Source organism: Streptomyces sp. NPDC050548 (genome assembly GCF_044457385.1).
Taxonomy (GTDB): Bacteria; Actinomycetota; Actinomycetes; order Streptomycetales; family Streptomycetaceae; genus Streptomyces.
This window is the reverse complement of the sequence record NZ_JBITGV010000008.1, coordinates 1-24,194: the sequence shown is the minus strand read 5'-3', so window position 1 is coordinate 24,194 and position 24,194 is coordinate 1. Positions and strand designations below refer to the sequence as shown.

The following is a 24,194-nucleotide window of genomic DNA, read 5'->3' as shown; positions in this document are numbered from 1 at the left end:
CGGCTCACTGCTGCGTGGCCGACTCCAGCGCCTCCACCGCCGCGGCGGCGGCCGAGGAGTCGGGGCCGTAGAAGATGTCGATGTCGACCTCTTCGCCGCCCATGGTCAGGGTGTCCCACGCGCCGCTGAGGACCAGCATGCGCAGGGTGCGGTCCTCCAGGGTCGCGAGGCGTTCGAGGATCGCCTCGTCGTCCGGCATGCCGGAGAGGCGGGGGGCGAGCCTGTCCCGGATCGCCGCCATGCGCGCCAGCAGCGTCGCCGTGTCCGCCTCGCGGTCGGGTTCCTCGGCGATGCCGTCGATGCCGTGGTCGATGATGTCCTTGATGGCCCAGGTGACGCCCTGGTCGTCGGTGGTGACCATGGCCTTCCAGGCGCGGCTCTTGTGCCGGTACTGGAGCATCGACATGGCGGCCTCGTGCCGCAGGAAGTCGGCGTCCCGGAAAGGCCTGCCGTTCCAGGCGCTGTTGAGGGAGCGGGCCAGCGAAATGGCGGACGCCAGACCGCTGTTGAGGCCACGGCCCGGCCAGAAGTGGATGGAGTTGGCCGCGTCGCCGAGCAGGAAGCCGTACGTGCCGGGGGCGTTGACGGTCGGGGGCAGCAACTCGGCGGAGAAGCGCGGGCGTTGCACCATGTCGAGGCGGAAACTGGTGACCGCGGACAGGTCCTGGGACTTGACGTCGAAGAGCCGCAGCCCCTCGTGCACCCGCTTCCACAGGGGCGAGCCCTTGATGAGGGCGGGGAGGAACAGCGTGCCGTGGGTGGCGCACTGGAAGTCGCCGTGCTCGTCGCGGTTCATCAGACACGGGCGGGAGGCGATGCACTCCTCGAAGACGCGGCGGACCGGGTCGATGCCGATGACCTCGGCCAACTCGGCGTCGGTGAGCCGCATGTTGAGGAAGCCCTCGCCGCGCAAGGAGTTGAGCAGGAACCGGTTCTGAGCGACCGTCAGCAGGATCGCCATCGGGTCGGGCAGTTCCGACTTGACGCGCAGGCCGAGGACGACGTCCCGCAGGTGGACACCGTCGAGGGAGTAGATGGACTCGTCGGCCTTGCCGAAGCGGGCCGCGAAGTGCTCGCGCGTGCGCGACCGGCCGCCGTCGCAGATGGCGAGCACGTGCTGCGAGGCGAGTTCGTCGCGCTGCTCCGCCGGGTCGAACTTGGCGGGGATCAGCCGTATGCGGTCCCGCTTCTCGTTCGCCAGCTCCAGCAGCTTGTCCTCGATGTAGGCGATCCGCATGTTGCGCGGGTGGTGGTCGCCGATCGAGTCCGGGCCCGACGGCCACATCTCGGTGTAGTTCTCGGGGTCGAAGAGCCGGTCCTGCACATACTGCGGCCAGGCGAGGTACTGCCGGCTCTGCACGGTCACCACCTGCTGGCGCCGTACGTTGCCCTCGTCCGCGTCCTTCCAGACGATAATGCGGCCCTTCTTGCGCCACCGGCCCTCGAAGACGGTGATCTTGACCTGGGCGCCGAGGAAGTGCTCCAGGAGCAGCGCCATGGAGAGACCGACCGGGCCGCCGCCGACGACGGTGACCCGCAGCTCCGAGCCGTCGCTCTCCTCCGGGTGGGTCACCGAGCGGGGCAGGTTGAGCGCCATGAGCGTCTGCATGGCGTCGGCGACCTCGAAGCGGAACTCCTGGTCGCCGATGGTGATTTCATCGCCGGCCTGGAGCAGCCGGGACTCGATCTCCTCGCCGTTGACCTGGGTGCCGTTGCTGCTGCCGCAGTCGCTCAGGACGTAGCCCTGGTCCTGGTCGAAGACGATCTCCGCGTGGAAGCGGGAGACGCTGGGGCTGGCGATGACGACCGTGTTCCCCGCGTTGCGTCCGAAGGTGACGCGGGTGTCGACGATCGGGATGCGCTCTCCCGCGAGCAGGCCTTCGCGTCCGACGAGCACCGGTGCCATGGCACTTCCTTCCAGGGGTGATGACATCAGCAGCGCTGTGACACATCGACTCTATTCTTGCGTGATCAAGTATTCCAGAGCCCAACTCGACCCGTTACCAAGGGGATTCAGGCACCGCCCCTCAATCCCTCCCCCAGCCTCCTGAGCCCCTCCCGGATCTCCCCCGGCGTCTGCGTCACGAAGCACAACCGCATCGTCGAACGGTCGGGCTCCCCGGCGTAGAAGGGCGCACCCGGCACATAGGCCACGTCCTGCCGCACCACCCGCGCCAGCAGCTCCGTCGTGTCGTACGACTCCGGAAGCCGCGCCCACAGGAACATGCCGCCCTCGGGCCGCTCCCAACTCGACCCTTCGGGGAGCGAGTCGGCGAGCCCGCCGAGCATGGCGTCCCGCCGCTCCCGGTAGACGGCGGCCACCCCCGCCACATGCGCGTCGAGGTCGTTGTCCGCCAAATACCGTGCCGCGGCGAGCTGGTTGACAGTCGGGGTATGCAGGTCGGCGGCCTGCTTGGCGACAACACAGGCCCGCAGCAGGTCCCTTGGCGCCCGCAGCCAGCCCAGCCGCAGCCCCGGCGCCATCACCTTGGAGAAGGAGCCGAGCAGGACGGTACGGTCCGCCGCGCCCTCGTGGGCCGCGATCCACGGCAACCGCTCGCCCTCGAAGCGGAGTTCGCCGTAGGGGTCGTCCTCCACGACCCACAGCCCGCGCCGCGCGGCGACGGCGGCGACCGCTGCCCTGCGGTCGGCGGGCAGCGTACGGCCGGTGGGGTTCTGGAAGGACGGCACGGTGTAGAACAGCTTGGGCCGCTCGCGGACGACGAGTTCGTCCAGCGCCTCGGGATCGACCCCCTCCGCGTCCCCCGGCACGGCGACGATCCGCGCACCGGCGAACGCGAACACCTGAAGTGCCGCCAGATAACAGGGCCGTTCGACCAGGACGACGTCCCCCGGCTCCAGCAGCGCGGTCGCGAGGAGCGACAGTGCCTGCTGCGATCCGGTGGTGACGAGCAGGTCGTCGGCGTCGGTGGGCAGCCCGCGGACGGAGGTCCGCCCGGCGAGCGCGGCCCGCAGCACCGGCTCGCCCTCGGTCGTCGCGTACTGCAGCGCCCGCGCGGGCGTCTCCGCGAACACCGCCTGATAGGCCGCGGCAATACCGGTGGCGTCGAAGAGATCCGGGGCCGGGAGCCCGCCCGCGAAGTTGATCACCTCGGGGCGGGCCGTGACGGCGAGGATGTCCCGCACCGGCGAACCGCCGATCGCACGGGCCCGCGCGGCGAACGGCGGGAGCGGGGCAAGGGGAACGGGAACCGACTCGGTGATGGCCATGTCCGGCAGCGTAGGAAAGTACCTGCCGCCTACAAACAGGTTTCCGCGATCCGGACGGTCAGACTTTCCTGCCGGTCGCCCCGTAGACGTTGATGTCGTCGTCCGTCACATCGTTGATGTCCCGGTAGGTGATCTTCTCGATGTCGTCGAGACTGTCGAAGTACGCCTGCTCCACCACCGGCGGGGCGGGCGCCGGACCGGGGTACCACTGGTGGGCGGGAACCACACCGGGCTCGTCCAGGGTGATGCCCGGGGTCTCGGTGAAGAACCGCTCGACCTCGGCCTTCGTACGGAACACGAAGGTGAACCCCCGCTCCGTGTACGTCCGTTGGACCGCACGGGTCGGGATCGGGTGGATCTCGTCGGTGAGGTGGCTGAGCACCAGGTGACTGCCGGACGGCAGCACGTCCACCAGCTCGCGCACCAGCGGATACGCCTCCTCGTCCTCCACGAAGTGCAGGATCGCCACCAGCAGCAGCGCGATCGGCTCGTTGAAGTCGAGGGTCTTGGCGGCCTGTTCGAGGATGTCGTCCGGGCGGCGCAGATCGGCGTCGATGTAGTCGGTACGGCCCTCGTCCGTGCTGGTGAGCAGCGCGCGGGCGTGCGCCAGGACCACCGGGTCGTTGTCGACGTACACGATCCGCGACTCGGGGGCGATGCCCTGGGCGATCTGGTGCACGTTCTCCGCGGTGGGCAGCCCGGTGCCGATGTCGAGGAACTGGCGGACCCCGTGCTCCTGCGTCAGCCGGGTCACCGCGCGGCGCATGAAGTCGCGGTTGTGCCGGACGTCGAGATAGCCGCGCGGGTTGTGGGCGAGCGCGGCGGCGGCTGCCTCGCGGTCGACGGGGTAGTTGTCCTTGCCGCCGAGGAACACGTCGTAGACGCGGGCCGGGTGCGCCTTGGTGGTGTCGATCCTCCTTCTCAGCTCGGCGGGATCTTGGCTGAGGGCGTCGCCGGACATGCGTGTCTCCCAGAAGAGTGGGCCATTCGAACGTCAACCGGAGCAGTGTCAACAACCTAACTCCCGGCGGGACTTGATGGTGCCCAAGTGGAAGGAAGGGTCCCGGCGTCCCGTACCGTGCCCGAGAGGGACGGCGTCCCCGCAGGTCAGCGCGGCCGGGACGATCCGGTCGTCCCGAATCCGACAACAGCCGTAGCGCACGCGCGGCCCGACCGCCCAAGCTGCAACCCACACCACACCGCTCCGACAGGGGGACCCATGCCCGTCCGCACGATCCGCGTCCGCCTCCTGGCCGTCTCCGCGACGGCGGCCGTGCTCGCCGCGCTGCTGCTCACGGGCTGCAAGGACGGCATGGGCGTACGCGATGAAGGCCCCTCGGGCACGACCCCCACCGCACAGTCCCCGCGCTGAGGGCCGAAGCCGGGGTCAGAGCTGGGGTCAGGCGTGCGCCGGAATCCGCTTCGGACACGAACCGAACCGGTTCTCACCCGGCTCGCTCTCCGTCAGCGTGAAGATCAGCATGACGACGGTCCCGACGAACGGCACGAGCCCGACGAGCACCCACCACCCCGAGCGGTCCGTGTCATGCAGCCGCCGGACGGTCACCGCCAGCCCCGGCAGCAGAAGCATCACGCTGAAGACGAACGCGGTGGCGACGAGCGCCGGCGACCACCCCGAGGCGCCGAACCCGACCAGCAGGACATAGCCGACGTCGGCGAACGCCACGAACGTCCAGTACTCCAGGCGCCGCGCCCGCCCGCCGAAGTCGGCGTACTTCCGCATCGCCTCCACGAACCAGTGCACAGCTGCCCCCTACCGGCCGCCGGATCCCGCATTGTCAGTCGCGCAGTTTAAGGGCTGCCTCGACCGCCCAGTAGGTCAGGATGTTCCGCGCCCCGGCCCGCTTGATCCCGGTCAGCGTCTCGAAGATCGCCCGGTCCCGGTCCAGCCAGCCCTTCTCGGCGGCGGCCTCGACCATCGAGTACTCGCCGGAGATCTGATAGGCGGCGACGGGAACGTCCGAGACCTCGGCGACCTTGGCGAGGATGTCCAGATAGGGCCCCGCAGGCTTCACCATCACCATGTCGGCGCCCTCTTCGAGATCGAGCGCCAACTCCCGCATCGCGTCACGGGCGTTGGCCGGGTCCTGCTGATACGTCTTGCGGTCCCCCTTGAGCGAGGACCCGACGGCCTCGCGGAACGGCCCGTAGAACGCGGACGAGTACTTGGCGGTGTACGCGAGGATCGCGACGTCCTCCCGCCCGATCTGGTCGAGCGCGTCCCGCACGACCCCGATCTGCCCGTCCATCATCCCGCTCGGCCCGACGACATGAGCACCGGCGTCGGCCTGCACCTGAGCCATCTCGGCATACCGCTCAAGGGTGGCGTCATTGTCTACCCGCCCCTGCTCGTCAAGCACGCCACAATGCCCATGATCGGTGGTCTCGTCGAGACACAGGTCGGACATGACGAGCAGCTCATCCCCGACCTCGGCCCGCACATCCCGCAGCGCGACCTGGAGAATCCCGTCCGGATCCGTCCCCGGCGTACCGAGCGCGTCCTTCTTGCTCTCCTCCGGCACCCCGAACAGCATGATCCCGGAGATCCCGGCGGCCACGGCCTCGGCGGCGGCCTTCTTCAGACTGTCCCGAGTGTGCTGCACGACCCCGGGCATGGCCGCGATAGGCACCGGCTCACCGATGTCCTCCCGCACGAACGCCGGGAGAATGAAGTCGGCCGGGTGCAACCGGGTCTCGGCCACCATCCGCCGCATGACGGGGGTGGTCCGCAGCCGCCGGGGCCGCGAGCCGGGGAAGGATCCGTACGTCGTCATGCCATCTACGCTACGCCCGCCCCAGGGGCACCTTTGCCGACGGTGAGTCGGTGCACATTTCGGCGCACTATCGTGCACTTTTCGGCCGAGGCCGACACCATCCAGCCCGTCCGGCGCCTTTTCAACTCAGGCCCGCAAAAACCAGCCCGTCCGGCGTGTGAGGACGAGGCCCCTTCAGGGCCGAAGCGGGGGTGTGGGGGCGCAGCGCCCCACGGACGCCCGCCCCCACTCACCGCAACCCGACACTCAACCTCAGGTCGTCCGCCGCCGCCGAGCCCCCGGCCGACGCTCGCTCGGCCGAGTGACCGGATCCCCGGCCTCCTCCGCCGCCGCCCGCCTCCGCAACCCGAAGTTCGCCAACGCCTCGGCCAACTTGTGCACGGACGGCTCCGGAGCCATCACATCCACCCGCAGCCCGTGCTCCTCGGCCGTCTTCGCCGTAGCGGGACCGATACAGGCGATCACCGTCACGTTGTGCGGCTTCCCGGCGATACCCACCAGGTTCCGCACGGTCGACGAAGACGTGAAGAGAACGGCGTCGAAGCCACCCCCCTTGATCGCCTCGCGCGTGTCCGCCGGCGGCGGCGACGCCCGCACCGTCCGATAGGCGGTCACGTCGTCGACCTCCCAGCCCAGCTCGATCAGCCCGGCGACAAGAGTCTCCGTGGCGATGTCGGCACGCGGCAGGAACACCCGGTCGATCGGGTCGAAGACGGGGTCGTAGGGGGGCCAGTCCTCCAGCAGACCGGCCGCGGACTGCTCACCGCTGGGCACCAGATCCGGCTTCACACCGAACGCGATCAACGCCTTCGCGGTCTGCTCGCCCACGGCAGCGACCTTGATCCCGGCAAAAGCACGCGCGTCGAGCCCGTACTCCTCGAACTTCTCACTCACGGCCTTGACCGCGTTGACACTCGTAAAAGCAATCCACTCATAGCGGCCCGTGACGAGCCCCTTGACCGCCCGCTCCATCTGCTGAGGCGTCCGCGGCGGTTCGACGGCGATCGTCGGCACCTCGTGCGGAACGGCGCCGTAGGACCGGAGTTGGTCGGAGAGCGAGGCCGCCTGCTCCTTCGTGCGCGGGACGAGGACCTTCCAGCCGAACAGCGGCTTGGACTCGAACCACGACAACTGGTCGCGCTGGGCGGCGGCGGAACGCTCACCGACCACGGCTATCACCGGTCGGCCGCCGTCCGGGGACGGCAGCACCTTCGCCTGCTTCAGCGTCTGCGCGATCGTGCCGAGCGTCGCGGACCAGGTCCGCTGACGAGTGGTCGTACCAGCCACTGTGACCGTCATAGGGGTGTCGGGCTTACGGCCCGCCGCCACCAACTCACCAGCAGCGGAAGCCACCGAGTCCAGCGACGTCGACACGACCACCGTGCCGTCCGACGCGCCGACCTCGGTCCAGCAGCGGTCCGAGGCGGTACGGGCGTCCACGAAGCGGACGTCCGCGCCCTGCGCGTCCCGCAGCGGGACACCGGCGTACGCGGGCACGCCGACGGCCGCGGCGACACCCGGGACGACCTCGAAGGGAACACCGGCGGCGACGCAGGCGAGCATTTCCTCGGCGGCGTACGTATCTAGTCCGGGGTCCCCGGACACCGCACGCACGACCCGCCTGCCGCCCCGCGCGGCCTCCATGACAAGATGTGCGGCATCCCGCACAGCGGGTAGGCCAACGGTCGTTGACGCACCGTCAACAACCGTTAGTTGAGGCGTGCCTGTGCCCGGGAGCGAGCCCGAAGAAGGACTCGGATCCGGGTGCACGACGGCCACGCCTGATCGGGCGTGCGCACGTACGACGTCGAGCACCTCGTGCTCGGCGACGAGTACGTCCGCGTTCGCCAGCGCCTCCACGGCGCGCAGTGTGAGCAGTCCCGGATCTCCGGGTCCGGCACCCAGGAAGGTGACGTGCCCGTGTTCCGGACCGGCGGCGGGAAGAGTGGTGGGGCTCACTTGGCTTGCTCCCCCATCAGACCGGCCGCGCCCTGGGCGAGCATCTCGGCGGCGAGTTCGCGACCGAGCGTCAGTGCTTGGTCATGCGTCTCGGGCACGGGACCGGTGGTGGACAGCTGCACCGTACGCGAACCGTCGGTCGTGCCGACTATTCCGCGCAGGCGCATTTCCTTGACAATCTGCCCGTCGGCCAGAAGGTCGGCCAGCGCGCCCACAGGGGCGGAGCAGCCGGCCTCCAGGGCGGCGAGCAGGGACCTTTCGGCAGTCACGGCGATCCGCGTGAACGGGTCGTCGAGTTCACCGAGTGCCGCGATCAAGTCCGCGTTGTCCGCGGCACATTCGATCGCCAGGGCCCCCTGGCCGGGGGCGGGCAGAACAGTGTCGACCGACAGGAAGTCGGTCACTTCGTCGAGCCGGCCGATCCGGCTCAGTCCGGCGGCGGCCAGGACGACGGCGTCCAGCTCACCGTCCCGCACGAAGCCGATCCGGGTGTCGACGTTGCCCCGGATCGGGACCGTCTCGATGTCGAGGCCGTGGCCGCGCGCGTACGCGTTCAGCTGGGCCGTGCGCCGCGGGGAGCCCGTACCGATGCGCGCCCCGCGGGGCAGGTCGGTGAACTTCAGGGCGTCCCGCGCGACGAGCACGTCCCGCGGGTCCTCGCGCTCGGGTACGGCGGCGAGCACGAGCCCCTCGGGCTGCGCGGTCGGCAGGTCCTTCAGCGAATGAACCGCGAAGTCGACCTCACCGCCGAGCAGCGCGTCCCGCAGCGCGGTCACGAAGACTCCCGTGCCGCCGATCTGCGCGAGGTGCTCGCGGGAGGTGTCGCCGTAGGTGGTGATCTCGACGAGCTCGACGGGCCGTCCGGTCACCTGTCTCACGGCGTCCGCCACCAACCCGGACTGGGCCAGGGCGAGTCTGCTTCGCCTCGTCCCCAGTCTCAGTGTCCTGCTACTCATGCGAGCCCTCGGTTCTTGCTGTTCTTCTCAGAGTCTTCTTCGGCCCGGGAGACGGAGGCCACCGTCTCCTGGTCGAGGTCGAACAGGGTGCGCAGCGCGTCCGCGTACCCGGCGCCGCCGGGCTCGGCCGCCAGCTGCTTGACCCGTACGGTCGGCGCGTGCAGCAGCTTGTCCACCACGCGCCGCACGGTCTGGGTGATCTCGGCGCGGTGCTTGTCGTCGAGGCCGGGCAGCCGTCCGTCGAGCCGGGCGATCTCGCCCGCCACGACCTCGGCGGCCATGGCGCGCAGGGCGACCACGGTCGGCGTGATGTGCGCGGCCCGCAGGGCTGCCCCGAAGGCCGCGACCTCGTCGGAGACGATACGCCGTACCGCGTCCACATCGGCCGCCATCGGAGCGTCCGCCGAGGCCTCGGCGAGCGTCTCGATGTCGACGAGCCGTACCCCGGCCAGCCGGTGCACGGCGGCGTCCACGTCACGCGGCATCGCGAGGTCGAGGACCGACAACACCGGCGCGGGGCGCGGGATCCGGTCCACGGGTTCGGGCCTGCGCCGCTCGGGGATCCGGCCGACGGTCACGGCCATGGTGGCGAGTTCGGCGATGAGTTCCGCCTCGGCCTCGGGCGTACGACGGGCCGACTCACGACGGTCGAGGGCCGTACCGCCGACCCAGGCCGCGTGCTGCTCCAGCGTCGCCGCGTCCATCCCGGCCACGGCGGCCTCCCCCATCACGGAGAAGCCGGTCGCCCCCTGCACCGCCGAAAGGTCCAGCGGACAGCCGTCCTCGGCCCCGACGGAGGTCGGCGGAAGCGTTTCGCGTACGTCGTCCTTCACATCCGTACGACCGGCCGTCGCGTCCTGCGACACCCGGCCCTCGACCGCTCCCGCGACCATCTCGGCCGTCAGGACCAGGCCCGTCGCGCCCGTGCAGGACACGGTGACATCGGCACGTGTCAGCTCGAACGGCACCGAATCCATCGGTACCGCGCGGGCCGACACGTCCGTTTCGGGGCTCTCGGTGATGATCTGGGCGAGGCGCTCGGCGCGGTCGGAGGTGCGGTTGGCGACGACGATCTCGGCGACCCCGGCACGCGCGAGGGTCGCGGCGGCCAGCGACGACATGGAGCCGGCGCCGATGACCAGGGCACGTTTCCCCTTGGCCCAGGCCTCCACCGGCGTACCGGAGGAGAGCTGCTGAAGGCCGAAGGTGACCAGGGACTGGCCCGCGCGGTCGATGCCGGTCTCGGAGTGGGCGCGCTTGCCGACCCGCAGGGACTGCTGGAACAGGTCGTTCAACAGCCGCCCGGCGGAGTGCAGTTCCTGCGCCTTGGCCAGCGAGTCCTTGATCTGGCCGAGGATCTGGCCCTCGCCGACCACCATCGAGTCGAGACCGCAGGCCACCGAGAAGAGGTGGTGGACGGCCCGGTCCTCGTAGTGCACGTAGAGATAAGGAGTGAGTTCGTCCAGGCCGACGCCGCTGTGCTGGGCGAGCAGGGTGGAGAGTTCGGCGACGCCCGCGTGGAACTTGTCCACGTCGGCGTACAGCTCGATGCGGTTGCAGGTGGCCAACACCGCGGCCTCGGTGGCCGGTTCGGCGGCGACCGTGTCCTGCAGCAGCTTGATCTGGGCGTCTTCGTTCAGCGTGGCCCGCTCCAGGACGTTGACCGGGGCGCTGCGGTGACTCAGCCCGACGACGAGGAGACTCATGCCGGCATCACGGCGGGGACGTCCCCGTCAGGGCCCTGCTCGGTGGAGTCGGCGCGGCGCTTGGCGGCCGGGTGCGCGCCCTCGGCGGCGGCGGCCTCCTCGCCGGCCTTGCGCTGCTCGTGAAAGGCGAGGATCTGCAGCTCGATGGAGAGGTCGACCTTGCGGACGTCGACGCCGTCCGGGACGGTCAGCACGGTCGGCGCGAAGTTCAGGATGGACGTCACACCGGCGGCCACGAGTCGGTCGCAGACCGGCTGGGCGGCACCGGCCGGGGTCGCGATGACGCCGATCGAGACGCCGTTGTCGCTGATGATCTTTTCCAGCTCGTCCGAGTGCTGGACCGGGATGCCCGCGACGGGCTTGCCGGCCATCGCCGGGTCGGCGTCGATGAGGGCGGCGACGCGGAAGCCGCGCGAGGCGAACCCGCCGTAGTTGGCGAGGGCGGCGCCGAGGTTTCCGATACCGACGATCACGACCGGCCAGTCCTGGGTCAGGCCCAGTTCGCGGGAGATCTGGTAGACGAGGTACTCGACGTCGTAGCCCACACCACGGGTGCCGTAGGAGCCGAGGTAGGAGAAGTCCTTGCGCAGCTTCGCGGAGTTGACGCCCGCGGCGGCGGCCAGCTCCTCGGAGGAGACCGTGGGTACCGAGCGCTCCGAGAGTCCGGTCAGCGCGCGGAGATACAGCGGGAGACGGGCGACGGTGGCCTCGGGAATCCCTCGGCTACGGGTCGCCGGTCGGTGAGTTCGGCCAGTTGCCACGGTGCTCCTGCGGGTAGAGCGGGGCTGTGGGCGGTCACACGAACCCAGACCGCCCCGTCGGAAGCAGGCTATGTCTTTGTGAACGCGTGCACAAAGATGGTGTCCGATTTGCCCACCCAACGTGACCGGGGTCACGCACACGCGTTCCCGACGCATTCCAGGGGGCAAAACCGCCACACTCCTCGTAATTCCCGCCCCCGAGACCAAACCGCCGTCGATCCTAAGCGACGTTCGGGTGCGCGTTGAACTACTTGGTCAGTTCCCGGCGCAGACGACCCTCGTCCACCCGCCAGAAAGTGTGCTGTTTCCCATCCACGAGGACGACCGGGATCTGCTCCCAGTACTCGTCGTGCAGACGCTGGTCCACGGTGATGTCCTTCTGTTCCCAGGGGACCCCGAGATCGGCGCAGACCTTCTCCACGACGAGCTGCGCGTCCTCGCACAGATGACAGCCGGGCTTCCCGATGAGGGTGACGACATGACTCATGCACCCCATTCTCACGCCGTCCGGCCACTTCTTTAACGGCCCGGTCGCGGAGAGTTCACAGCCTTCGAACCTCTCGGCTCCGGAACCACCGAACAAACTGGCTATGCTCACGACATGGCCGCTCTCGGATGGCTCACTCCCCGTAGGCGCTCCGCCACGGCGCGGAGCGTGTTGGCAGGCGAGGCCTCTGCGGAGGCAGCGCGCAAGTCGTCGCAGGATGTCCAGGACATAGAGGACGCCCTCGCGGAAGAAGCAACCGCGGAACCGGAGTTCCCGGTGCTCGGCGACGACAGAGCAGCCGCCTTCTTCGACCTCGACAACACCGTCATGCAGGGCGCGTCGATCTTCCACTTCGGCCGCGGCCTGCACAAACGGAAGTTCTTCGAGACCCGCGACCTCCTCAAGTTCGCCTGGCAGCAGGCCTATTTCAGGCTCGCCGGCTCCGAGGATCCCGAGCACATGCAGGAGGCGCGCGACTCCGCGCTGTCCATCGTCAAGGGCCACCGCGTCGCCGAACTCCAGTCGATCGGCGAGGAGATCTACGACGAGTACATGGCCGAGCGCATCTGGCCCGGCACCCGCGCCCTCGCCGAGGCGCACCTCGCCGCGGGCCAGAAGGTGTGGCTCGTCACAGCGGCCCCGGTGGAGATCGCCAATGTGATCGCCCGCCGCCTCGGCCTCACCGGCGCGCTCGGCACGGTCGCCGAGTCCGTCGACGGCGTCTACACCGGCAAGTTGGTCGGCGAACCGCTGCACGGCCCCGCGAAGGCGGAGGCGGTCAAGGCGCTGGCCGCGGCGGAGGGCCTGGACCTCTCCCGGTGCGCCGCCTACAGCGACTCGCACAACGACATCCCGATGCTCTCGCTGGTCGGGCACCCCTACGCCATCAACCCGGACGCCAAGCTGCGCAAGCACGCCCGGCAGTTGGACTGGCGGCTGCGCGACTACCGTACGGCCCGCAAGGCGGCCAAGGTCGGCATCCCGGCGGCGGCCGGTGTGGGCGCGGTGGCGGGCGGCACGGCCGCGGCGATCGCATTGCATCGCCGACGCCGGTGACGCGGTAAACACAGCCAATCCACGGGTCGTACCCGCGTAACGCCCTGTCCAGTCACGTTGGCTGCACACGGCCACAACACGCCCTGCTCCCTGACTGAATTCGGACCGTTCTGATCAACAACCGTTCACTCTGCGGCACTTGATCGAGCGCCAATCGGTTACAGAAGCGACGTAATCGATGATTTGAGCAACTGGGTGTAGCGGCGCCTGCACGAAGCGTTATTCTCCTCAGACGCAATCCGGCACCTCTCTGTCGCTACGACGGGTGAACGTTCCGGTACTGCACGTGATGGAAGCTCTGCCTCTGGGAGTCCCGTGTACCCACACGTCGGGGTTGACGCCTCGGGCCTGGCTACGCTGCGCGCAACGGTCCAAGACCTGTTGCGCGGCTTCGTCCCCACCGCGTACGCCGTCCCCGCCGCCTTCGCCACCACCGCACCCGTCGGTCCGTGCTACGCACTGGCCGACGGCGGCGCCGCTGTTGGCAGACGAGGGCGCTCGGCCGGCGCCGCCACCGCACGACGTCCGGCCGCTGACAGCGACAGCGCCCGGATGATGGACCTCGTGGAGCGTGCCCAGGCCGGCGAAGCCGACGCCTTCGGCCGCCTCTACGACCAGTACAGCGACACCGTGTACCGGTACATCTACTACCGAGTGGGAGGCAAAGCCACCGCCGAGGACCTCACCAGCGAGACCTTTCTGCGCGCCCTGCGCCGCATCGGCACCTTCACCTATCAGGGTCGGGATTTCGGCGCCTGGCTCGTGACGATCGCCCGCAACCTGGTCGCCGACCACTTCAAGTCGAGCCGCTTCCGGCTGGAAGTGACCACCGGCGAGATGCTCGACGCCAACGAGGTCGCCCGCTCCCCCGAGGACTCCGTCCTGGAGTCCCTCTCGAACGCCGCACTGCTCGACGCCGTACGACGGCTCAACCCCCAGCAGCAGGAGTGCGTCACGCTCCGCTTCCTCCAGGGCCTCTCCGTCGCGGAGACCGCCCGGGTGATGGGCAAGAACGAGGGCGCGATCAAGACCCTCCAGTACCGCGCCGTGCGCACGCTCGCCCGGCTCCTCCCGGACGACGCCCGCTGACGGCACACGCTCGGTAACGCCCAACTCGCGCTCAGTGAAAGTCCGTTGAGTTCGCGGTCGGATCATCCGTCGTCCGTAACCCAAGTGCCGCGCCACTCGTTGTGCGGGATACAGGCTCCCTGTGGTCACACCCTGGCCCTCTCCGATCACTCGATCGTGTGGATGCGGTCAGGAGGTGCAACCCTCAGGACCCCCTGGGGAGTCGACCGTCATGACGAGAGGAGGTGCCGCCAGTGATCGCGAACGTATCGGCGCACCGGCGGGCGAACGCCTTCGCCCAGGCCCTGGAAGAGGAGCAGTCCGACCGGGGCACGGCGGCCGAGCAGTCCGAAGGACCGGCACCGGCCCCGGCTGCTGCGGAACAGACCGAGCAGGGCCGCATGCTGGCCTTCGCCACCGGTCTCGGCGAGCTGCCCAAACCCGTGCTGGACCCCGAGGTCAAGGTCGTCCAGCGGGCTCAGCTGGTCGCCGCGTTCGAGGCCATGCTGCAAGGAGGCGAGGCACCAGAACCTTCGGTACCGGAGCAGCGATCCCACCGGTCCCGGGGCACCCACCGGGCCACCGGACTGGGCAAGCTGCGACCCCGGTCCCGGCTCAGCAAGGGCCTCGCGGCCGGCGGCCTGAGCGTCGGAGTCGCCGCCGGAGCCTTCGGCGGAGTCGCCGCCGCCAGCTCGGACGCCCTGCCCGGCGACGGGCTGTACGGCCTGAAGCGCGGCATCGAGGACTTCAAGCTCAACTACCTGTCCGACGGCGACGACCAGCGCGGAGTGTCCTACCTCGACCAGGCGTCCAACCGCCTGAGCGAGGCACGCCGGCTGATCGAGCGGGACCGCGGCGGCCACCTCGACCACGAGCAGCTCGGCGAGATCCGCCGCACGCTCGCCGGGATGACGCACGACGCGTCCGAGGGCCACCGTCTGCTGCACCAGGCCTACGAGCAGGACCCGAACTCGCTGGGCCCCATCCAGGCCCTCTCCGCGTTCTCCCGCTCGCACCGCGAGGCCTGGGGCGCCCTGCGCGACCGCCTGCCGGTCCAGCTCGGCGACGTCAGCGACCAGGTCTCCTCGGTCTTCGACGCCATAGACGAAGAGGTCGCCCCGCTCCAGTCCCTGCTCCCGCAGCCCCCGGCCAGGACCGGCGGCGGCACCGGCAGGCACCGCGCACCCGACACGGGGTCCACCGGCTCCACGGGTTCGCACCGCTCGACCACACCGAGCACCACGGCGGACTCCCCCGAGGGCAAGGGCAGCCACTCCAGCTCCCCCACCGACTCCGCCACCGACGGCGACGGCCTCCTCGGCGGCAACACGGGCGGCCTCCTGGACCCCCCGAAGTCCTCCGGCACGGCTTCCCCGTCCACGAGCAAACCCTCGATCACCGAACCGGACGTCACGCTTCCACCGCTCCTGCCGGGCCTGCTGCCCGGCTTGGGCATCGACAGCGAGGACGCGAACTAGCTCCGCCGGTTCCGTGGCTCTTCGGCTGCGGGCCGGTGGGGGCTGGTCGCGCAGTTCCCCGCGCCCCTAAAAGCGATGGGGCGCCCCTCTGCGGAGGGGCGCCCCATCGCCGTACAGCCGATCGTCAGGTTTCTCAGACGACGGCCGCGAAAAGTCGACCTCAGAAGAACACCGACCGCCGCTGCACCAGCAACTTGTACAGCGTGTGCTGGATCTGTTCCCTCACCTGGTCCGTGAGGTTGAACATCAGCATCGGGTCCTCCGCCGCCTCCGGCGGATAGCCGTCCGTGGGGATCGGCTCGCCGAACTGGATCGTCCACTTCGTGGGGAGCGGGATCGCGCCGAGCGGGCCCAGCCACGGGAACGTCGGGGTGATCGGGAAGTACGGAAAGCCCAGGATCCGGGCCAGCGTCTTGGAGTTGCCGATCATCGGGTAGATCTCCTCCGCGCCCACGATCGAGCACGGGATGATCGGCACGCCCTTGCGCAGCGCCGTCGACACGAAGCCGCCCCGCCCGAACCGCTGGAGCTTGTAGCGCTCGCTGAACGGCTTGCCGATGCCCTTGAAGCCCTCCGGCATCACACCCACCAACTCACCGCGCCCCAGCAGCCGTTCCGCGTCCTCCGCGCAGGCGAGCGTGTGACCGGCCTTGCGGGCCAGCTCGTTGGCGACCGGCAGCATGAACACCAGGTCCGCTGCCAGCAGCCGGAGATGACGGCTCGCGGGGTGGTTGTCGTGGACGGCGATCTGCATCATCACGCCGTCCAGCGGAATCGTCCCGGAGTGGTTGGCGACGATCAGCGCGCCACCGTCCGCCGGGATGTTCTCGATGCCCTTCACCTCGACCCGGAAGTACTTCTCGTACAGCGGGCGCAACGCCGGCATGAGGACCTCGTCGGTCAGCTCCTCGTCGTAGCCGAAGTCGTCGACCTCGTAGTCCCCGGTCAGCCGGCGGCGCAGGAAGGACAGACCGTGGGCGATACGGCGCTCCAGGCCCCCCTGGCCGCTCTCACCCACCTCGCCGCCCTCGTTCTGCGGCCGCTCCGGCTCCTGCTCCTCACGCGTCACAGGAACATCATCCTGCGCGAAGTCCACGCCCGGCAGGGGCTGGACCTCACGGACCAGTACGGGTTCGCCGTTCTTGCGCCGGCTTCCCGCGCTCCGGCGCCGCTGCGGCCGCTGCACGGCACCCGCGCGGGACCGGTCGTCGTCGAACGGAATGACCTTGGCATCCGCCATCGTTGATGCGCTCCTCAGTTGGCGCTCGGCGTCGGGGGGTGGCCACTGTCCGGCCGGGACAGCGCGGCGATCCGGTCGACGGCCCCCGCGAGGGCCTCCGGCGGCAGCAGCCCTGGGCCCTGGCTCCGCGCGAAGTCCGCGAAGGTCTCGGCGGTCGTGTACTTGGGCTGGTACCCCAGGGTCTCGCGCATCTGCACCGTCGACACGACCCGGCCGTGGGTGAGCAGCCGGATCTGTTCCGGGGAGAAGTCCGTCATCCCCAGCGTCCGCACCAGGGAACCGGCCCAGGTGACCGCGGGCAGCAGCAGCGGCACGGTCGGGCGGCCCAGGCGCCGCGAGCACTGGGAGAGCAGCAGGACGCCGTCCCCGGCGATGTTGAAGGTGCCGCTGTTGAGCGTGCCCCGCTCCGGTTCGTGCGAGGCGATCCGCAGCACCTCGATCACATCGTCCTCGTGCACGAACTGCAGCCGCGGGTCGTAGCCGAACACGGTCGGCAGCACCGGCAGCGAGAAGTACGAGGCGAGCGGCGAATCCGCCGTAGGACCAAGGATGTTGGCGAACCGCAGCACACACACGGCGACGTCGGGCCGCCGCCGGGCGAAGCCGCGCACATACCCCTCGACTTCGACGGTGTCCTTGGCGAAGCCGCCGCTCGGCAGGGACTTCGGCGGGGTCGTCTCGGTGAAGACGGCCGGGTCGCGCGGGGCGGAGCCGTAGACGTTGGTGCTGGACTTCACCACCAGGCGCTTGACGACCGGCGACTTCTGGCAGGCGCCGAGAAGCTGCATGGTGCCGATGACGTTGGTCTCCTTGACCGTGGTCCGGCTGCCGCTGCCCAGCGCGGTGCCCGTCACGTCCATGTGGACGACCGTGTCGGCGCCCGACTCGGCGAGCACCCGCGCGATGGTGGGCTGCCGGATGTCGGCCTGGATGAACTCCGCGCCTCCCAGATGGTGCCCGGGCGGGACCGCGTCCACGGCGATCACCCGGTCGACTTCCGGGTCCCGCTGAATGCGTCGTACGAACCGGCCCCCCAGCTGGCGGGCCACTCCGGTCACGAGCACGACCTTCCCCAAGATCAGCGCCTTCCTTCCGAGTTACCCGTGTGCGGCCAACCTAGCGGTTCGGTGTTGCGCTGTGATGACCGCCCGACGCACGAAGTCACGAGTACACGCAAACGGGCACATGCCGGGAACATAACTGTGGCCCCCCACCGGATACCGGTGGGGGGCCACAGGAGACGCTCTCGCGGCGCCGCGTCGCCTACTTCTTGTTACGACGCTGCACGCGCGTGCGCTTCAGCAGCTTGCGGTGCTTCTTCTTAGCCATCCGCTTGCGCCGCTTCTTGATAACAGAGCCCACGACTACCCTCGCTCACTTCTCATCACTCGGTGCTGGGCATCATGGGCCCATACGACCTACAAGGGGCCAGCCTACCCGTCCGAGCGCTGAGGTCGTAATCGAGGTATCGCCTCAGGCTGTCTCCACCCCCACATAACTCTCGCGAAGGTACTCGTGTACCGCTTGCTCGGGGACGCGGAAGGACCGCCCCACCCGGATAGCGGGCAGATGACCGCTGTGCACCAACCGGTACACGGTCATCTTCGACACTCGCATCACCGAGGCGACCTCCGCCACGGTAAGGAACTGAACCTCGTTCAGAGGCCTCTCGCCAGCTGCAGCCATGACACACCTGAACCTTCCGCACTCGACGGTCACCGGCTTCCCCTTCCGGTGACTCTTCGTCGTTGCGTGCTCACTCCCCAATGTAGGGGCGGGTGATGCGAGTGGGGAAGAGGTGCACCCATCGGCGGCCTACTGTGACAGACACGCTCGATTGAGTACGTAGCGGGTAAGCGGGCGGTAGTAATCGGACCGCACGGCGTCATCAAGTGGAACTGCCACGGACACCGACCCCTCGGCCTCCCCCACGAACAGCGCGGGGTCGTCGGTGTCAGCCAGCCCAATCGCCTCAAACCCCAGCTGACCTGCCCCGCAGACCCATCCGTGGTCCCCGATCACCAGCTCCGGAAGCACCCCGCCGGCCTCCGCCGCCGCACCCAGCACGGTACGAACCGGGAGCGGTGAGTGCGTGTGTGCGCCGGGCTCACAACCGGGGCGTTCGGGGCCCGGATCGCGGACGAGGGCGACACCTCGTACGTAGGCCAGGTTGTACGTGCGTAGACCGAACCGGGTCGTTATGTCGATACAGCGACCATACGCAGGGGTGAGAACAGCACATCCCGCCGCCGACAGCGCGTCCGCCAACGCGGCGTAGAACCCGAGCAGCCGGTGCGGATGCCCGGTGCCGAGAAGCACGGGTCCGTTGCGCTCCGCCACCGCGCCCAACCGGTCGGCGAAGGCGTCCAGAGCGGTCAAAGTCAGCTCCGGGTCGATCACATCATGCCCGGAAACATGTCGCGGGTCGGCCGAAACCCCACACTTGTCCGCCATCAACGCGATCAAGTCCCGCTGTCCCCACGTCCATTCGGGATCGAGTCCGATCAGCACCCGGGGATCACGAGCGGCGAAGGCCCGATAGCTCCGCAGGCTCTCCTCCCGCGAGGTGGCCACGGGTCCGGCCAGCCGGGCGGCCAGCAGATGCGCGCGGAGCGCGCCGGTGGTCAACACGGAAGCGATGCTGACGGACCCCGGCACCGCCCACGGCGGGAACCCCGGAAACTCCGCACCGTTGGCGTAACACCGGTGACAGAACAGTGACAAAAGCGCCCACAACTGTCGTACGGCTTCCCGGGTCTCACCCTGCGTGGACGGAACGACCAACCGTCCCAAGCAAGTTGACCAGCAAGCAAGCCAACAGGGGGAACACCAAAATGAAGATGAAGCCGTCCCGCCGCACCACGACCGCCGCCGCCCTCGCCACCCTGGCACTGGCCGGCACGATCGCCGCCACCGCTCCGGCCTCGGCGGCCACCACCAAGGCGGCAGCAGCCACCGCCACCTACAACGGCGCCTGCGGCACCGGCTACAAGGTCATCGACTCCACGCCCGTCGGCAACGTCGGCAAGGTCTTCCTGACCTGGAACGAGTCGACCGGCAAGAACTGCGCCGTGACCATCCGCAACACCCCGGGCGCGAAGATCCACATGGCCGTCGAGCTCAACATCGACGTCAACTACGAGCACAACCCGGTCGTCGACAGCGGCCAGTACACGTCGTACGCCGGCCCCGTCTACATGTCCGCCCGCGGCTACTGCGCCGTCTGGTACGGCGTCATCGGCACCGCCAAGGGCGGCGACTCGGGCCACTGCGGCTGACGCACCGGGCCTCACACCCAACGCCGGACGGGCAAAATCAGCCCGTCCGGCACCTTTCCCACACCGGCCGACACCACCAGCCCGCCCGGCACCTCTCCAACACCGGCCGGCCCCATCAGCCCGTCCGGCGTTTGAGGACGAGGCCGTCCAGGCCGAAGCGGGGGTCTGGGGGCGCACCCCCCAGGGACGGGACGGGAAGGGGCGGCGGGGGCGAAAAAAGAGCCCTAAGCCAACAACCCCCGCAACGGAAACACCGCCCGCCGAGTAGCCACCACCGCCTGATCAAGCCGGTCGGCGGGGTCATACCCCGACTCCCACCCCGCGTAGCCCACCGGCCACCGCCCATCCGTCATCCGCCGCGGCCCCAACTCCCGAGTCCGCGCAAACACTTCCTGCCGCCACCCCTCAGGAATCACCGCCTCCGGCGCAATCTCCCGCCCCGCGGCAATCGCGACAAGATGCGTCCACGACCGCGGCACAACTTCCACCACGGCGTACCCACCCCCACCCAACGCGACCCACTTCCCGTCCGCGTACTGGTGCGCCAACTCATGACAAGCCACCTGCACAGCCCGCTGCGCGTCCAACGACACCGCGAGATGAGCCAGCGGATCCTCGAAATGCGTATCGGCCCCGTGCTGAGTGACCAGCACCTGCGGCCGAAAGTCCGCGATCAGCTCCGGCACGACGGCATGAAAGGCCCGCAGCCACCCCGCGTCCCCGGTCCCGGCCGGCAACGCCACATTGACCGCCGCCCCCTCCCCCGCCCCGGCCCCGGTCTCCTCCGGCCACCCGGTCTGCGGAAACAACGTCCGCGGATGCTCATGCAGCGAGATCGTCAGCACCCGCGGGTCCTCCCAGAACGCCGCCTGGACCCCGTCCCCGTGATGCACGTCCACGTCGACATACGCGACCCGCTCGGCCCCCAGCTCCAACAACCGGGCAATGGCGAGCGAGGCATCGTTGTAGATACAGAACCCGGAGGCAGCCCCAGGCATCGCATGATGCAGCCCACCGGCGAAGTTCACGGCATGAGCCACATCCCCGCCCCACACAGCCTCGGCGGCCCCCACCGACTGCCCGGCAATCAGCGCGGACACCTCATGCATCCCGGCAAAGGCGGGATCGTCCATGGTCCCCAGCCCAAACGCCCCGTCCGCCGACTCCGGATCGGCCGAGGCGGCCTTCACCGCCTCGACGTAGTCCTCCCGGTGAACCAGCCGCAACGTCGAATCACCAGCGGCCTTGGCCGCCACCACGTCCACGACCTCATCCAGCCCGAAGGCGTCGACGAGTCTCCGGGTCAGGGCGAGCCGGACCGGGTCCATCGGATGGTCCCGGCCGAAGTCATAGCCCGTTACTGCCTCGTCCCACATCAGCTGTGCGCGCCCGCTCATGCCCGTCACCGTATCGGTCCTCCTGCGGCGCGAACGAGCGGGCGTACACCAACGTCACCAGCACCAACACCATCGGCACGAGCATGGCCCCGCGGTAACTCCACGCGTCGCCCAGCGCCCCCACCAACGGCGAACCGATCAGGAACCCCACATAGTTGAAGACATTCAGCCGGGCAATGGCCGTATCGGACGCCCCCGGGAACAACCGCCCGGCCGCCGCGAAGGTCTGCGGCACCAGGACACACAGCCCGAGCCCCAGCAACGTGAACCCGAGCATCCCGACCCCGGCCCCCGGCGCCACGGCCACCACCGCGAACCCGAGCGCGGCCACCACCGCCCCCAGCCGTACGACGGCCACGGCCCCGAACCGCCGTACTCCGAGGTCCCCGATCCCCCGCCCGACCAGGCACATCACCATGTAGACGTTGTACGGAACGGTCGCGACCTGCTCCGAACTCCCGAGCACGTCCTTCAGGTATTTGGCACTCCAGTTGGAGACGGTCGAGTCCCCGATATAGGCGAAGGTCATCACCAGACACAGCGGCAGCAGCAACTTGAAGACCAGCGGCCCGGCCTCGGCCCCCTCGCCCTCCGCGTCGGGCGCACCGCCGTCGACGTACCACCGACTCCCCACAAAGGCCGCCGGCAGCAACACCGCCACCACCGGCAGATACGACACCCACAGCGCGAGATGCCAGTGCGCCCCCGCCCACGCGAGCGAGGCCCCCACGATCCCGCCGAGGCTGTACGCGGCATGGAAGCTGAGCATGATGCTCCGCCCGTACGTCCGCTGCAGACTCACCCCGAGCATGTTCATCGAGGCGTCCAGCGCACCCACCCCGAGCCCGAACGCCCCGAGCGCGACCGCCAGTTCGGCCATGCTGTCGCCCGCCCCGACCCCGAGCAGCGCCAGCAGCACGACCGGCTGGGACCAGCGCAGCAGCACGCTGGGCCGTATTCGCTTCACCAGCTGCTCGGTGGTCACGCTCCCGACGCCGGCGAGGATCGGCACGGCGGCCAGGAAGACGGGCAGCAACCCGTCCGAGACCCCGTACCGGTCCTGGATCGCGGGGATACGTGTCACGAGCAGCGCGAAGGTGGCGCCCTGAGCGAAGAAACTGAACGCCAGCGAGGCCCTACCGCGCCGCAGCACATCTGTCATGGCCGCGAGCGTAAGGGTCCCGGCGTACTCGTGGGTAGATCCAGCCAAAGATGAATTCGGCTCACCTTTACCGAGCGGCGACGAGCGCGGGAAGAACCGCAGGTGCGGGGGCATGCCCGCCCTTCACCTCACTGGCGATCATGTCCGCCATGGGCCCCGCGGCCAGACCACCACTGACGACGGCCGTCACCCCCATCGTCCCGATCATCACGACCGTGCCCAGCCACACCATGGTGTCCACGGGCAAGGTGTACGCCCCGACCACCCGGGCGACACACTCACCGAGCAACGCGACACCCCACACCACCGAGAACCGCCGCTCGGCCCGCCGAAAGGCCGCCGACCCGCTCAACAGCCGCTCAAAGGCGGCCTCCCGCTCCGGGTCCCCCTTCACGAGCCAGGGCTTCATCCCGGCGGTCATCATCGGCCGCCCCATCGCCACCGACACCAGCACCCCGATCCCGATGGCACTGCTGACGCCGCTGTCCTTGGCGAGCATGAGCCGCGGATCACCGGCGACAAGACTGAGCGACAACCCGACGACATTCACGAAGAGGATCAGCGCGGCAAAGGCGTTGACCGTCCGCGAGGCAACGACACCCCACACGGTCCGCACCGCCGGCACGACACTGCTCCACCCCAGCGCCGCCACCGTGCCCATCCCGAACCCGCTCTTGAGCAGGTAGTACGACCCGATCGGCACCGCCACGTCGATGAGGAGCGGCGCGAAGTTCTGCTTCTTGGACCCCGTGTTCGTCGTCATGCCCTCAGACTGCCGCGAGGACCGGGCCCGTCAGTAGAACCGATCGTCCGGACCTCGGCATGACAAATGTCAGACGAGCAGGTCAGGCAAGTCCCGCATGTCACCGAAGAGTTGCTTGGCCCCGGAAAGCCGCTCAGCAGGCGTCATGGCGGTGAACCCGTACACATCCATCCCGGCCGAGACAGCGGCCCGCACCCCCAACGGACTGTCTTCTACGACCACACACCGCTCCGGCGCCACACCCATCCGCTCGGCCGCATACAGGAACAGGTCGGGCGCCGGCTTCCCCCGCCCCACGTCCTCGGAACTGAAGACCCACGCCTCCTCGAACCACTCGTCCAGCCCCGTCGCCCGGTGCCCGGTCCGAATCCGCGCATGGCTCCCGGACGACGCCACGCAGTACGGCACCCCGTCGGCGACCAGCCTCTCCAGCACATCCACGGCCCCGGCGACCGGCTTCAACTCCCGCTCGAACGCGGCGAACACGCGAGCGTGGAAGACATCGTCGAAGTCGTCCGGCAACCGCTGCCCGGTCCGCTCCTCGACAAGATCGTGGACGCGGTGCATCGCGGCCCCCATGTAGTCACGGAGGGACTCCTCGTACGAGGTCGGGTGCCCGAGCTCCGTGAGATAGCCGGCCAGAAGCCTGTTGGAGATGGGCTCGCTGTCGACGAGGACACCGTCGTTGTCGAAGATCACGAGGTCGTAGCGCATACCGCTGAGCCTAAACGCAGAAAACCCCCGTACCGAATAAACGGTACGGGGGTTTTCGCAATATTTGTTCGGCGGCGTCCTACTCTCCCACAGGGTCCCCCCTGCAGTACCATCGGCGCTGTAAGGCTTAGCTTCCGGGTTCG

At 69.3% G+C, this 24,194-nt stretch carries 24 protein-coding genes and 1 rRNA gene; 5 read left to right on the top strand and 20 right to left on the bottom strand.

The genetic code is table 11. The features are described from left to right. Positions 1 to 4: 4 nt before the first annotated feature. The 3 genes from ACIBJH_RS22570 to ACIBJH_RS22560 all read right to left on the bottom strand — a co-directional run bounded on the left by ACIBJH_RS22570 (position 5) and on the right by ACIBJH_RS22560 (position 4,192). Positions 5 to 1,906, bottom strand: coding sequence for an FHA domain-containing protein (locus ACIBJH_RS22570; RefSeq protein ID WP_399118640.1), 1,902 nt, complete (start codon positions 1,904 to 1,906; stop codon positions 5 to 7). A gap of 107 nt (positions 1,907 to 2,013) precedes the next feature. Continuing rightward, on the bottom strand, positions 2,014 to 3,231 hold the full coding sequence (locus ACIBJH_RS22565) for a PLP-dependent aminotransferase family protein (protein WP_399118639.1): 1,218 nt from the start codon (positions 3,229 to 3,231) through the stop codon (positions 2,014 to 2,016). A gap of 58 nt (positions 3,232 to 3,289) precedes the next feature. After that, a complete protein-coding gene (locus ACIBJH_RS22560; RefSeq protein WP_399118638.1) occupies positions 3,290 to 4,192 on the bottom strand; it encodes an SAM-dependent methyltransferase in 903 nt (300 codons plus the stop codon). 258 nt (positions 4,193 to 4,450) lie between these two features. Between ACIBJH_RS22560 and ACIBJH_RS22555 the strand changes: the two genes are divergently transcribed. Continuing rightward, a complete protein-coding gene (locus ACIBJH_RS22555) occupies positions 4,451 to 4,603 on the top strand; it encodes a hypothetical protein (RefSeq protein ID WP_399118637.1) in 153 nt (50 codons plus the stop codon). Between the two features lie 27 nt (positions 4,604 to 4,630). Here ACIBJH_RS22555 and ACIBJH_RS22550 read toward each other — a convergent pair whose 3' ends face one another. The 7 genes from ACIBJH_RS22550 to ACIBJH_RS22520 form a co-directional block, all read right to left on the bottom strand. After that, on the bottom strand, positions 4,631 to 4,996 hold the full coding sequence (locus tag ACIBJH_RS22550; RefSeq protein WP_399118636.1) for a DUF805 domain-containing protein: 366 nt from the start codon (positions 4,994 to 4,996) through the stop codon (positions 4,631 to 4,633). Positions 4,997 to 5,030: 34 nt separating this feature from the next. Further along, a complete protein-coding gene (gene hemB, locus ACIBJH_RS22545; protein ID WP_399118635.1) occupies positions 5,031 to 6,026 on the bottom strand; it encodes a porphobilinogen synthase in 996 nt (331 codons plus the stop codon). Positions 6,027 to 6,278: 252 nt separating this feature from the next. Then, positions 6,279 to 7,985 (bottom strand): bifunctional uroporphyrinogen-III C-methyltransferase/uroporphyrinogen-III synthase, encoded by a 1,707-nt coding sequence (locus ACIBJH_RS22540; RefSeq protein ID WP_200712578.1) that lies wholly within the window; start codon positions 7,983 to 7,985, stop codon positions 6,279 to 6,281. Next, positions 7,982 to 8,941, bottom strand: a complete 960-nt coding sequence (gene hemC, locus ACIBJH_RS22535; protein ID WP_399118633.1) for a hydroxymethylbilane synthase — start codon at positions 8,939 to 8,941, stop codon at positions 7,982 to 7,984. The genes ACIBJH_RS22540 and hemC overlap by 4 nt, the downstream gene beginning before the upstream one ends. After that, positions 8,938 to 10,647 carry a glutamyl-tRNA reductase gene (locus tag ACIBJH_RS22530; protein WP_399118632.1) on the bottom strand — a complete coding sequence of 570 codons (1,710 nt, stop codon included), beginning with the start codon at positions 10,645 to 10,647 and terminating at the stop codon, positions 8,938 to 8,940. Before ACIBJH_RS22530 ends, hemC begins: the two co-directional genes overlap by 4 nt. Next, positions 10,644 to 11,408, bottom strand: coding sequence for a redox-sensing transcriptional repressor Rex (locus tag ACIBJH_RS22525; RefSeq protein ID WP_200712575.1), 765 nt, complete (start codon positions 11,406 to 11,408; stop codon positions 10,644 to 10,646). Before ACIBJH_RS22525 ends, ACIBJH_RS22530 begins: the two co-directional genes overlap by 4 nt. A 247-nt stretch (positions 11,409 to 11,655) precedes the next feature. After that, entirely contained in the window at positions 11,656 to 11,895 is a 240-nt protein-coding gene (locus ACIBJH_RS22520) for a glutaredoxin family protein (protein ID WP_019075380.1), read from the bottom strand. 114 nt (positions 11,896 to 12,009) lie between these two features. Between ACIBJH_RS22520 and ACIBJH_RS22515 the strand changes: the two genes are divergently transcribed. From ACIBJH_RS22515 to ACIBJH_RS22505, 3 genes are all read left to right on the top strand, one after another. Continuing rightward, a complete protein-coding gene (locus ACIBJH_RS22515) occupies positions 12,010 to 12,951 on the top strand; it encodes an HAD family phosphatase (protein ID WP_200712573.1) in 942 nt (313 codons plus the stop codon). Positions 12,952 to 13,266: 315 nt separating this feature from the next. Beyond that, positions 13,267 to 14,040, top strand: a complete 774-nt coding sequence (locus ACIBJH_RS22510; RefSeq protein ID WP_200712572.1) for an ECF subfamily RNA polymerase sigma factor, BldN family — start codon at positions 13,267 to 13,269, stop codon at positions 14,038 to 14,040. A gap of 233 nt (positions 14,041 to 14,273) precedes the next feature. After that, entirely contained in the window at positions 14,274 to 15,497 is a 1,224-nt protein-coding gene (locus ACIBJH_RS22505; protein WP_399118631.1) for a DUF5667 domain-containing protein, read from the top strand. A 160-nt stretch (positions 15,498 to 15,657) separates the two neighbouring features. On the opposite strand, the gene ACIBJH_RS22500 is transcribed toward ACIBJH_RS22505, so the two are convergent. From ACIBJH_RS22500 to ACIBJH_RS22480, 5 genes are all read right to left on the bottom strand, one after another. Continuing rightward, the gene (locus tag ACIBJH_RS22500) at positions 15,658 to 16,737 is read right to left on the bottom strand and encodes a lysophospholipid acyltransferase family protein (RefSeq protein WP_399118630.1); all 1,080 of its coding nucleotides are present in this window, start codon (positions 16,735 to 16,737) and stop codon (positions 15,658 to 15,660) included. A gap of 14 nt (positions 16,738 to 16,751) precedes the next feature. Next, a complete protein-coding gene (locus ACIBJH_RS22495; RefSeq protein ID WP_399118629.1) occupies positions 16,752 to 17,813 on the bottom strand; it encodes an NAD-dependent epimerase/dehydratase family protein in 1,062 nt (353 codons plus the stop codon). Positions 17,814 to 18,000: 187 nt separating this feature from the next. Further along, the gene (locus ACIBJH_RS22490; RefSeq protein WP_003948845.1) at positions 18,001 to 18,099 is read right to left on the bottom strand and encodes a 30S ribosomal protein bS22; all 99 of its coding nucleotides are present in this window, start codon (positions 18,097 to 18,099) and stop codon (positions 18,001 to 18,003) included. Between the two features lie 111 nt (positions 18,100 to 18,210). Then, entirely contained in the window at positions 18,211 to 18,423 is a 213-nt protein-coding gene (locus ACIBJH_RS22485) for a helix-turn-helix domain-containing protein (protein WP_004984898.1), read from the bottom strand. A gap of 129 nt (positions 18,424 to 18,552) precedes the next feature. After that, a complete protein-coding gene (locus ACIBJH_RS22480) occupies positions 18,553 to 19,368 on the bottom strand; it encodes a phosphatase (protein WP_399118628.1) in 816 nt (271 codons plus the stop codon). A gap of 209 nt (positions 19,369 to 19,577) precedes the next feature. On the opposite strand from ACIBJH_RS22480, the gene ACIBJH_RS22475 reads away from it, so the two are divergent. Then, complete coding sequence (locus tag ACIBJH_RS22475; RefSeq protein WP_399118949.1) at positions 19,578 to 20,015, top strand: spore-associated protein A; 438 nt, start codon at positions 19,578 to 19,580, stop codon at positions 20,013 to 20,015. Between the two features lie 224 nt (positions 20,016 to 20,239). Here the strand turns inward: ACIBJH_RS22475 and ACIBJH_RS22470 are convergent, their stop codons facing one another. The 5 genes from ACIBJH_RS22470 to rrf form a co-directional block, all read right to left on the bottom strand. After that, positions 20,240 to 21,412 (bottom strand): acetoin utilization protein AcuC, encoded by a 1,173-nt coding sequence (locus tag ACIBJH_RS22470; RefSeq protein WP_399118627.1) that lies wholly within the window; start codon positions 21,410 to 21,412, stop codon positions 20,240 to 20,242. Next, on the bottom strand, positions 21,363 to 22,574 hold the full coding sequence (locus ACIBJH_RS22465) for an MFS transporter (protein WP_399118626.1): 1,212 nt from the start codon (positions 22,572 to 22,574) through the stop codon (positions 21,363 to 21,365). The genes ACIBJH_RS22470 and ACIBJH_RS22465 overlap by 50 nt, the downstream gene beginning before the upstream one ends. A gap of 67 nt (positions 22,575 to 22,641) precedes the next feature. Next, entirely contained in the window at positions 22,642 to 23,337 is a 696-nt protein-coding gene (locus ACIBJH_RS22460; RefSeq protein WP_399118625.1) for a VC0807 family protein, read from the bottom strand. Positions 23,338 to 23,406: 69 nt separating this feature from the next. Continuing rightward, the gene (locus ACIBJH_RS22455) at positions 23,407 to 24,051 is read right to left on the bottom strand and encodes an HAD family hydrolase (protein ID WP_399118624.1); all 645 of its coding nucleotides are present in this window, start codon (positions 24,049 to 24,051) and stop codon (positions 23,407 to 23,409) included. Between the two features lie 66 nt (positions 24,052 to 24,117). Next, positions 24,118 to 24,194: ribosomal RNA gene (gene rrf, locus ACIBJH_RS22450) — 5S ribosomal RNA — on the bottom strand; the annotation flags it as partial.

What these genes read in the sequence shown, in the direction of transcription:
- ACIBJH_RS22570 (WP_399118640.1), bottom strand. Translation starts at nt 1,906, where the DNA reads ATGGCACCGGTGCTCGTCGGACGCGAAGGCCTGCTCGCGGGAGAGCGC.
- ACIBJH_RS22565 (WP_399118639.1), bottom strand. Translation starts at nt 3,231, where the DNA reads ATGGCCATCACCGAGTCGGTTCCCGTTCCCCTTGCCCCGCTCCCGCCG.
- ACIBJH_RS22560 (WP_399118638.1), bottom strand. Translation starts at nt 4,192, where the DNA reads ATGTCCGGCGACGCCCTCAGCCAAGATCCCGCCGAGCTGAGAAGGAGG.
- ACIBJH_RS22555 (WP_399118637.1), top strand. Translation starts at nt 4,451, where the DNA reads ATGCCCGTCCGCACGATCCGCGTCCGCCTCCTGGCCGTCTCCGCGACG.
- hemB (WP_399118635.1), bottom strand. Translation starts at nt 6,026, where the DNA reads ATGACGACGTACGGATCCTTCCCCGGCTCGCGGCCCCGGCGGCTGCGG.
- hemC (WP_399118633.1), bottom strand. Translation starts at nt 8,941, where the DNA reads ATGAGTAGCAGGACACTGAGACTGGGGACGAGGCGAAGCAGACTCGCC.
- ACIBJH_RS22530 (WP_399118632.1), bottom strand. Translation starts at nt 10,647, where the DNA reads ATGAGTCTCCTCGTCGTCGGGCTGAGTCACCGCAGCGCCCCGGTCAAC.
- ACIBJH_RS22520 (WP_019075380.1), bottom strand. Translation starts at nt 11,895, where the DNA reads ATGAGTCATGTCGTCACCCTCATCGGGAAGCCCGGCTGTCATCTGTGC.
- ACIBJH_RS22515 (WP_200712573.1), top strand. Translation starts at nt 12,010, where the DNA reads ATGGCCGCTCTCGGATGGCTCACTCCCCGTAGGCGCTCCGCCACGGCG.
- ACIBJH_RS22500 (WP_399118630.1), bottom strand. Translation starts at nt 16,737, where the DNA reads ATGGCGGATGCCAAGGTCATTCCGTTCGACGACGACCGGTCCCGCGCG.
- ACIBJH_RS22485 (WP_004984898.1), bottom strand. Translation starts at nt 18,423, where the DNA reads ATGGCTGCAGCTGGCGAGAGGCCTCTGAACGAGGTTCAGTTCCTTACC.
- ACIBJH_RS22475 (WP_399118949.1), top strand. Translation starts at nt 19,578, where the DNA reads ATGAAGCCGTCCCGCCGCACCACGACCGCCGCCGCCCTCGCCACCCTG.
- ACIBJH_RS22470 (WP_399118627.1), bottom strand. Translation starts at nt 21,412, where the DNA reads ATGAGCGGGCGCGCACAGCTGATGTGGGACGAGGCAGTAACGGGCTAT.
- ACIBJH_RS22465 (WP_399118626.1), bottom strand. Translation starts at nt 22,574, where the DNA reads ATGACAGATGTGCTGCGGCGCGGTAGGGCCTCGCTGGCGTTCAGTTTC.
- ACIBJH_RS22460 (WP_399118625.1), bottom strand. Translation starts at nt 23,337, where the DNA reads ATGACGACGAACACGGGGTCCAAGAAGCAGAACTTCGCGCCGCTCCTC.
- ACIBJH_RS22455 (WP_399118624.1), bottom strand. Translation starts at nt 24,051, where the DNA reads ATGCGCTACGACCTCGTGATCTTCGACAACGACGGTGTCCTCGTCGAC.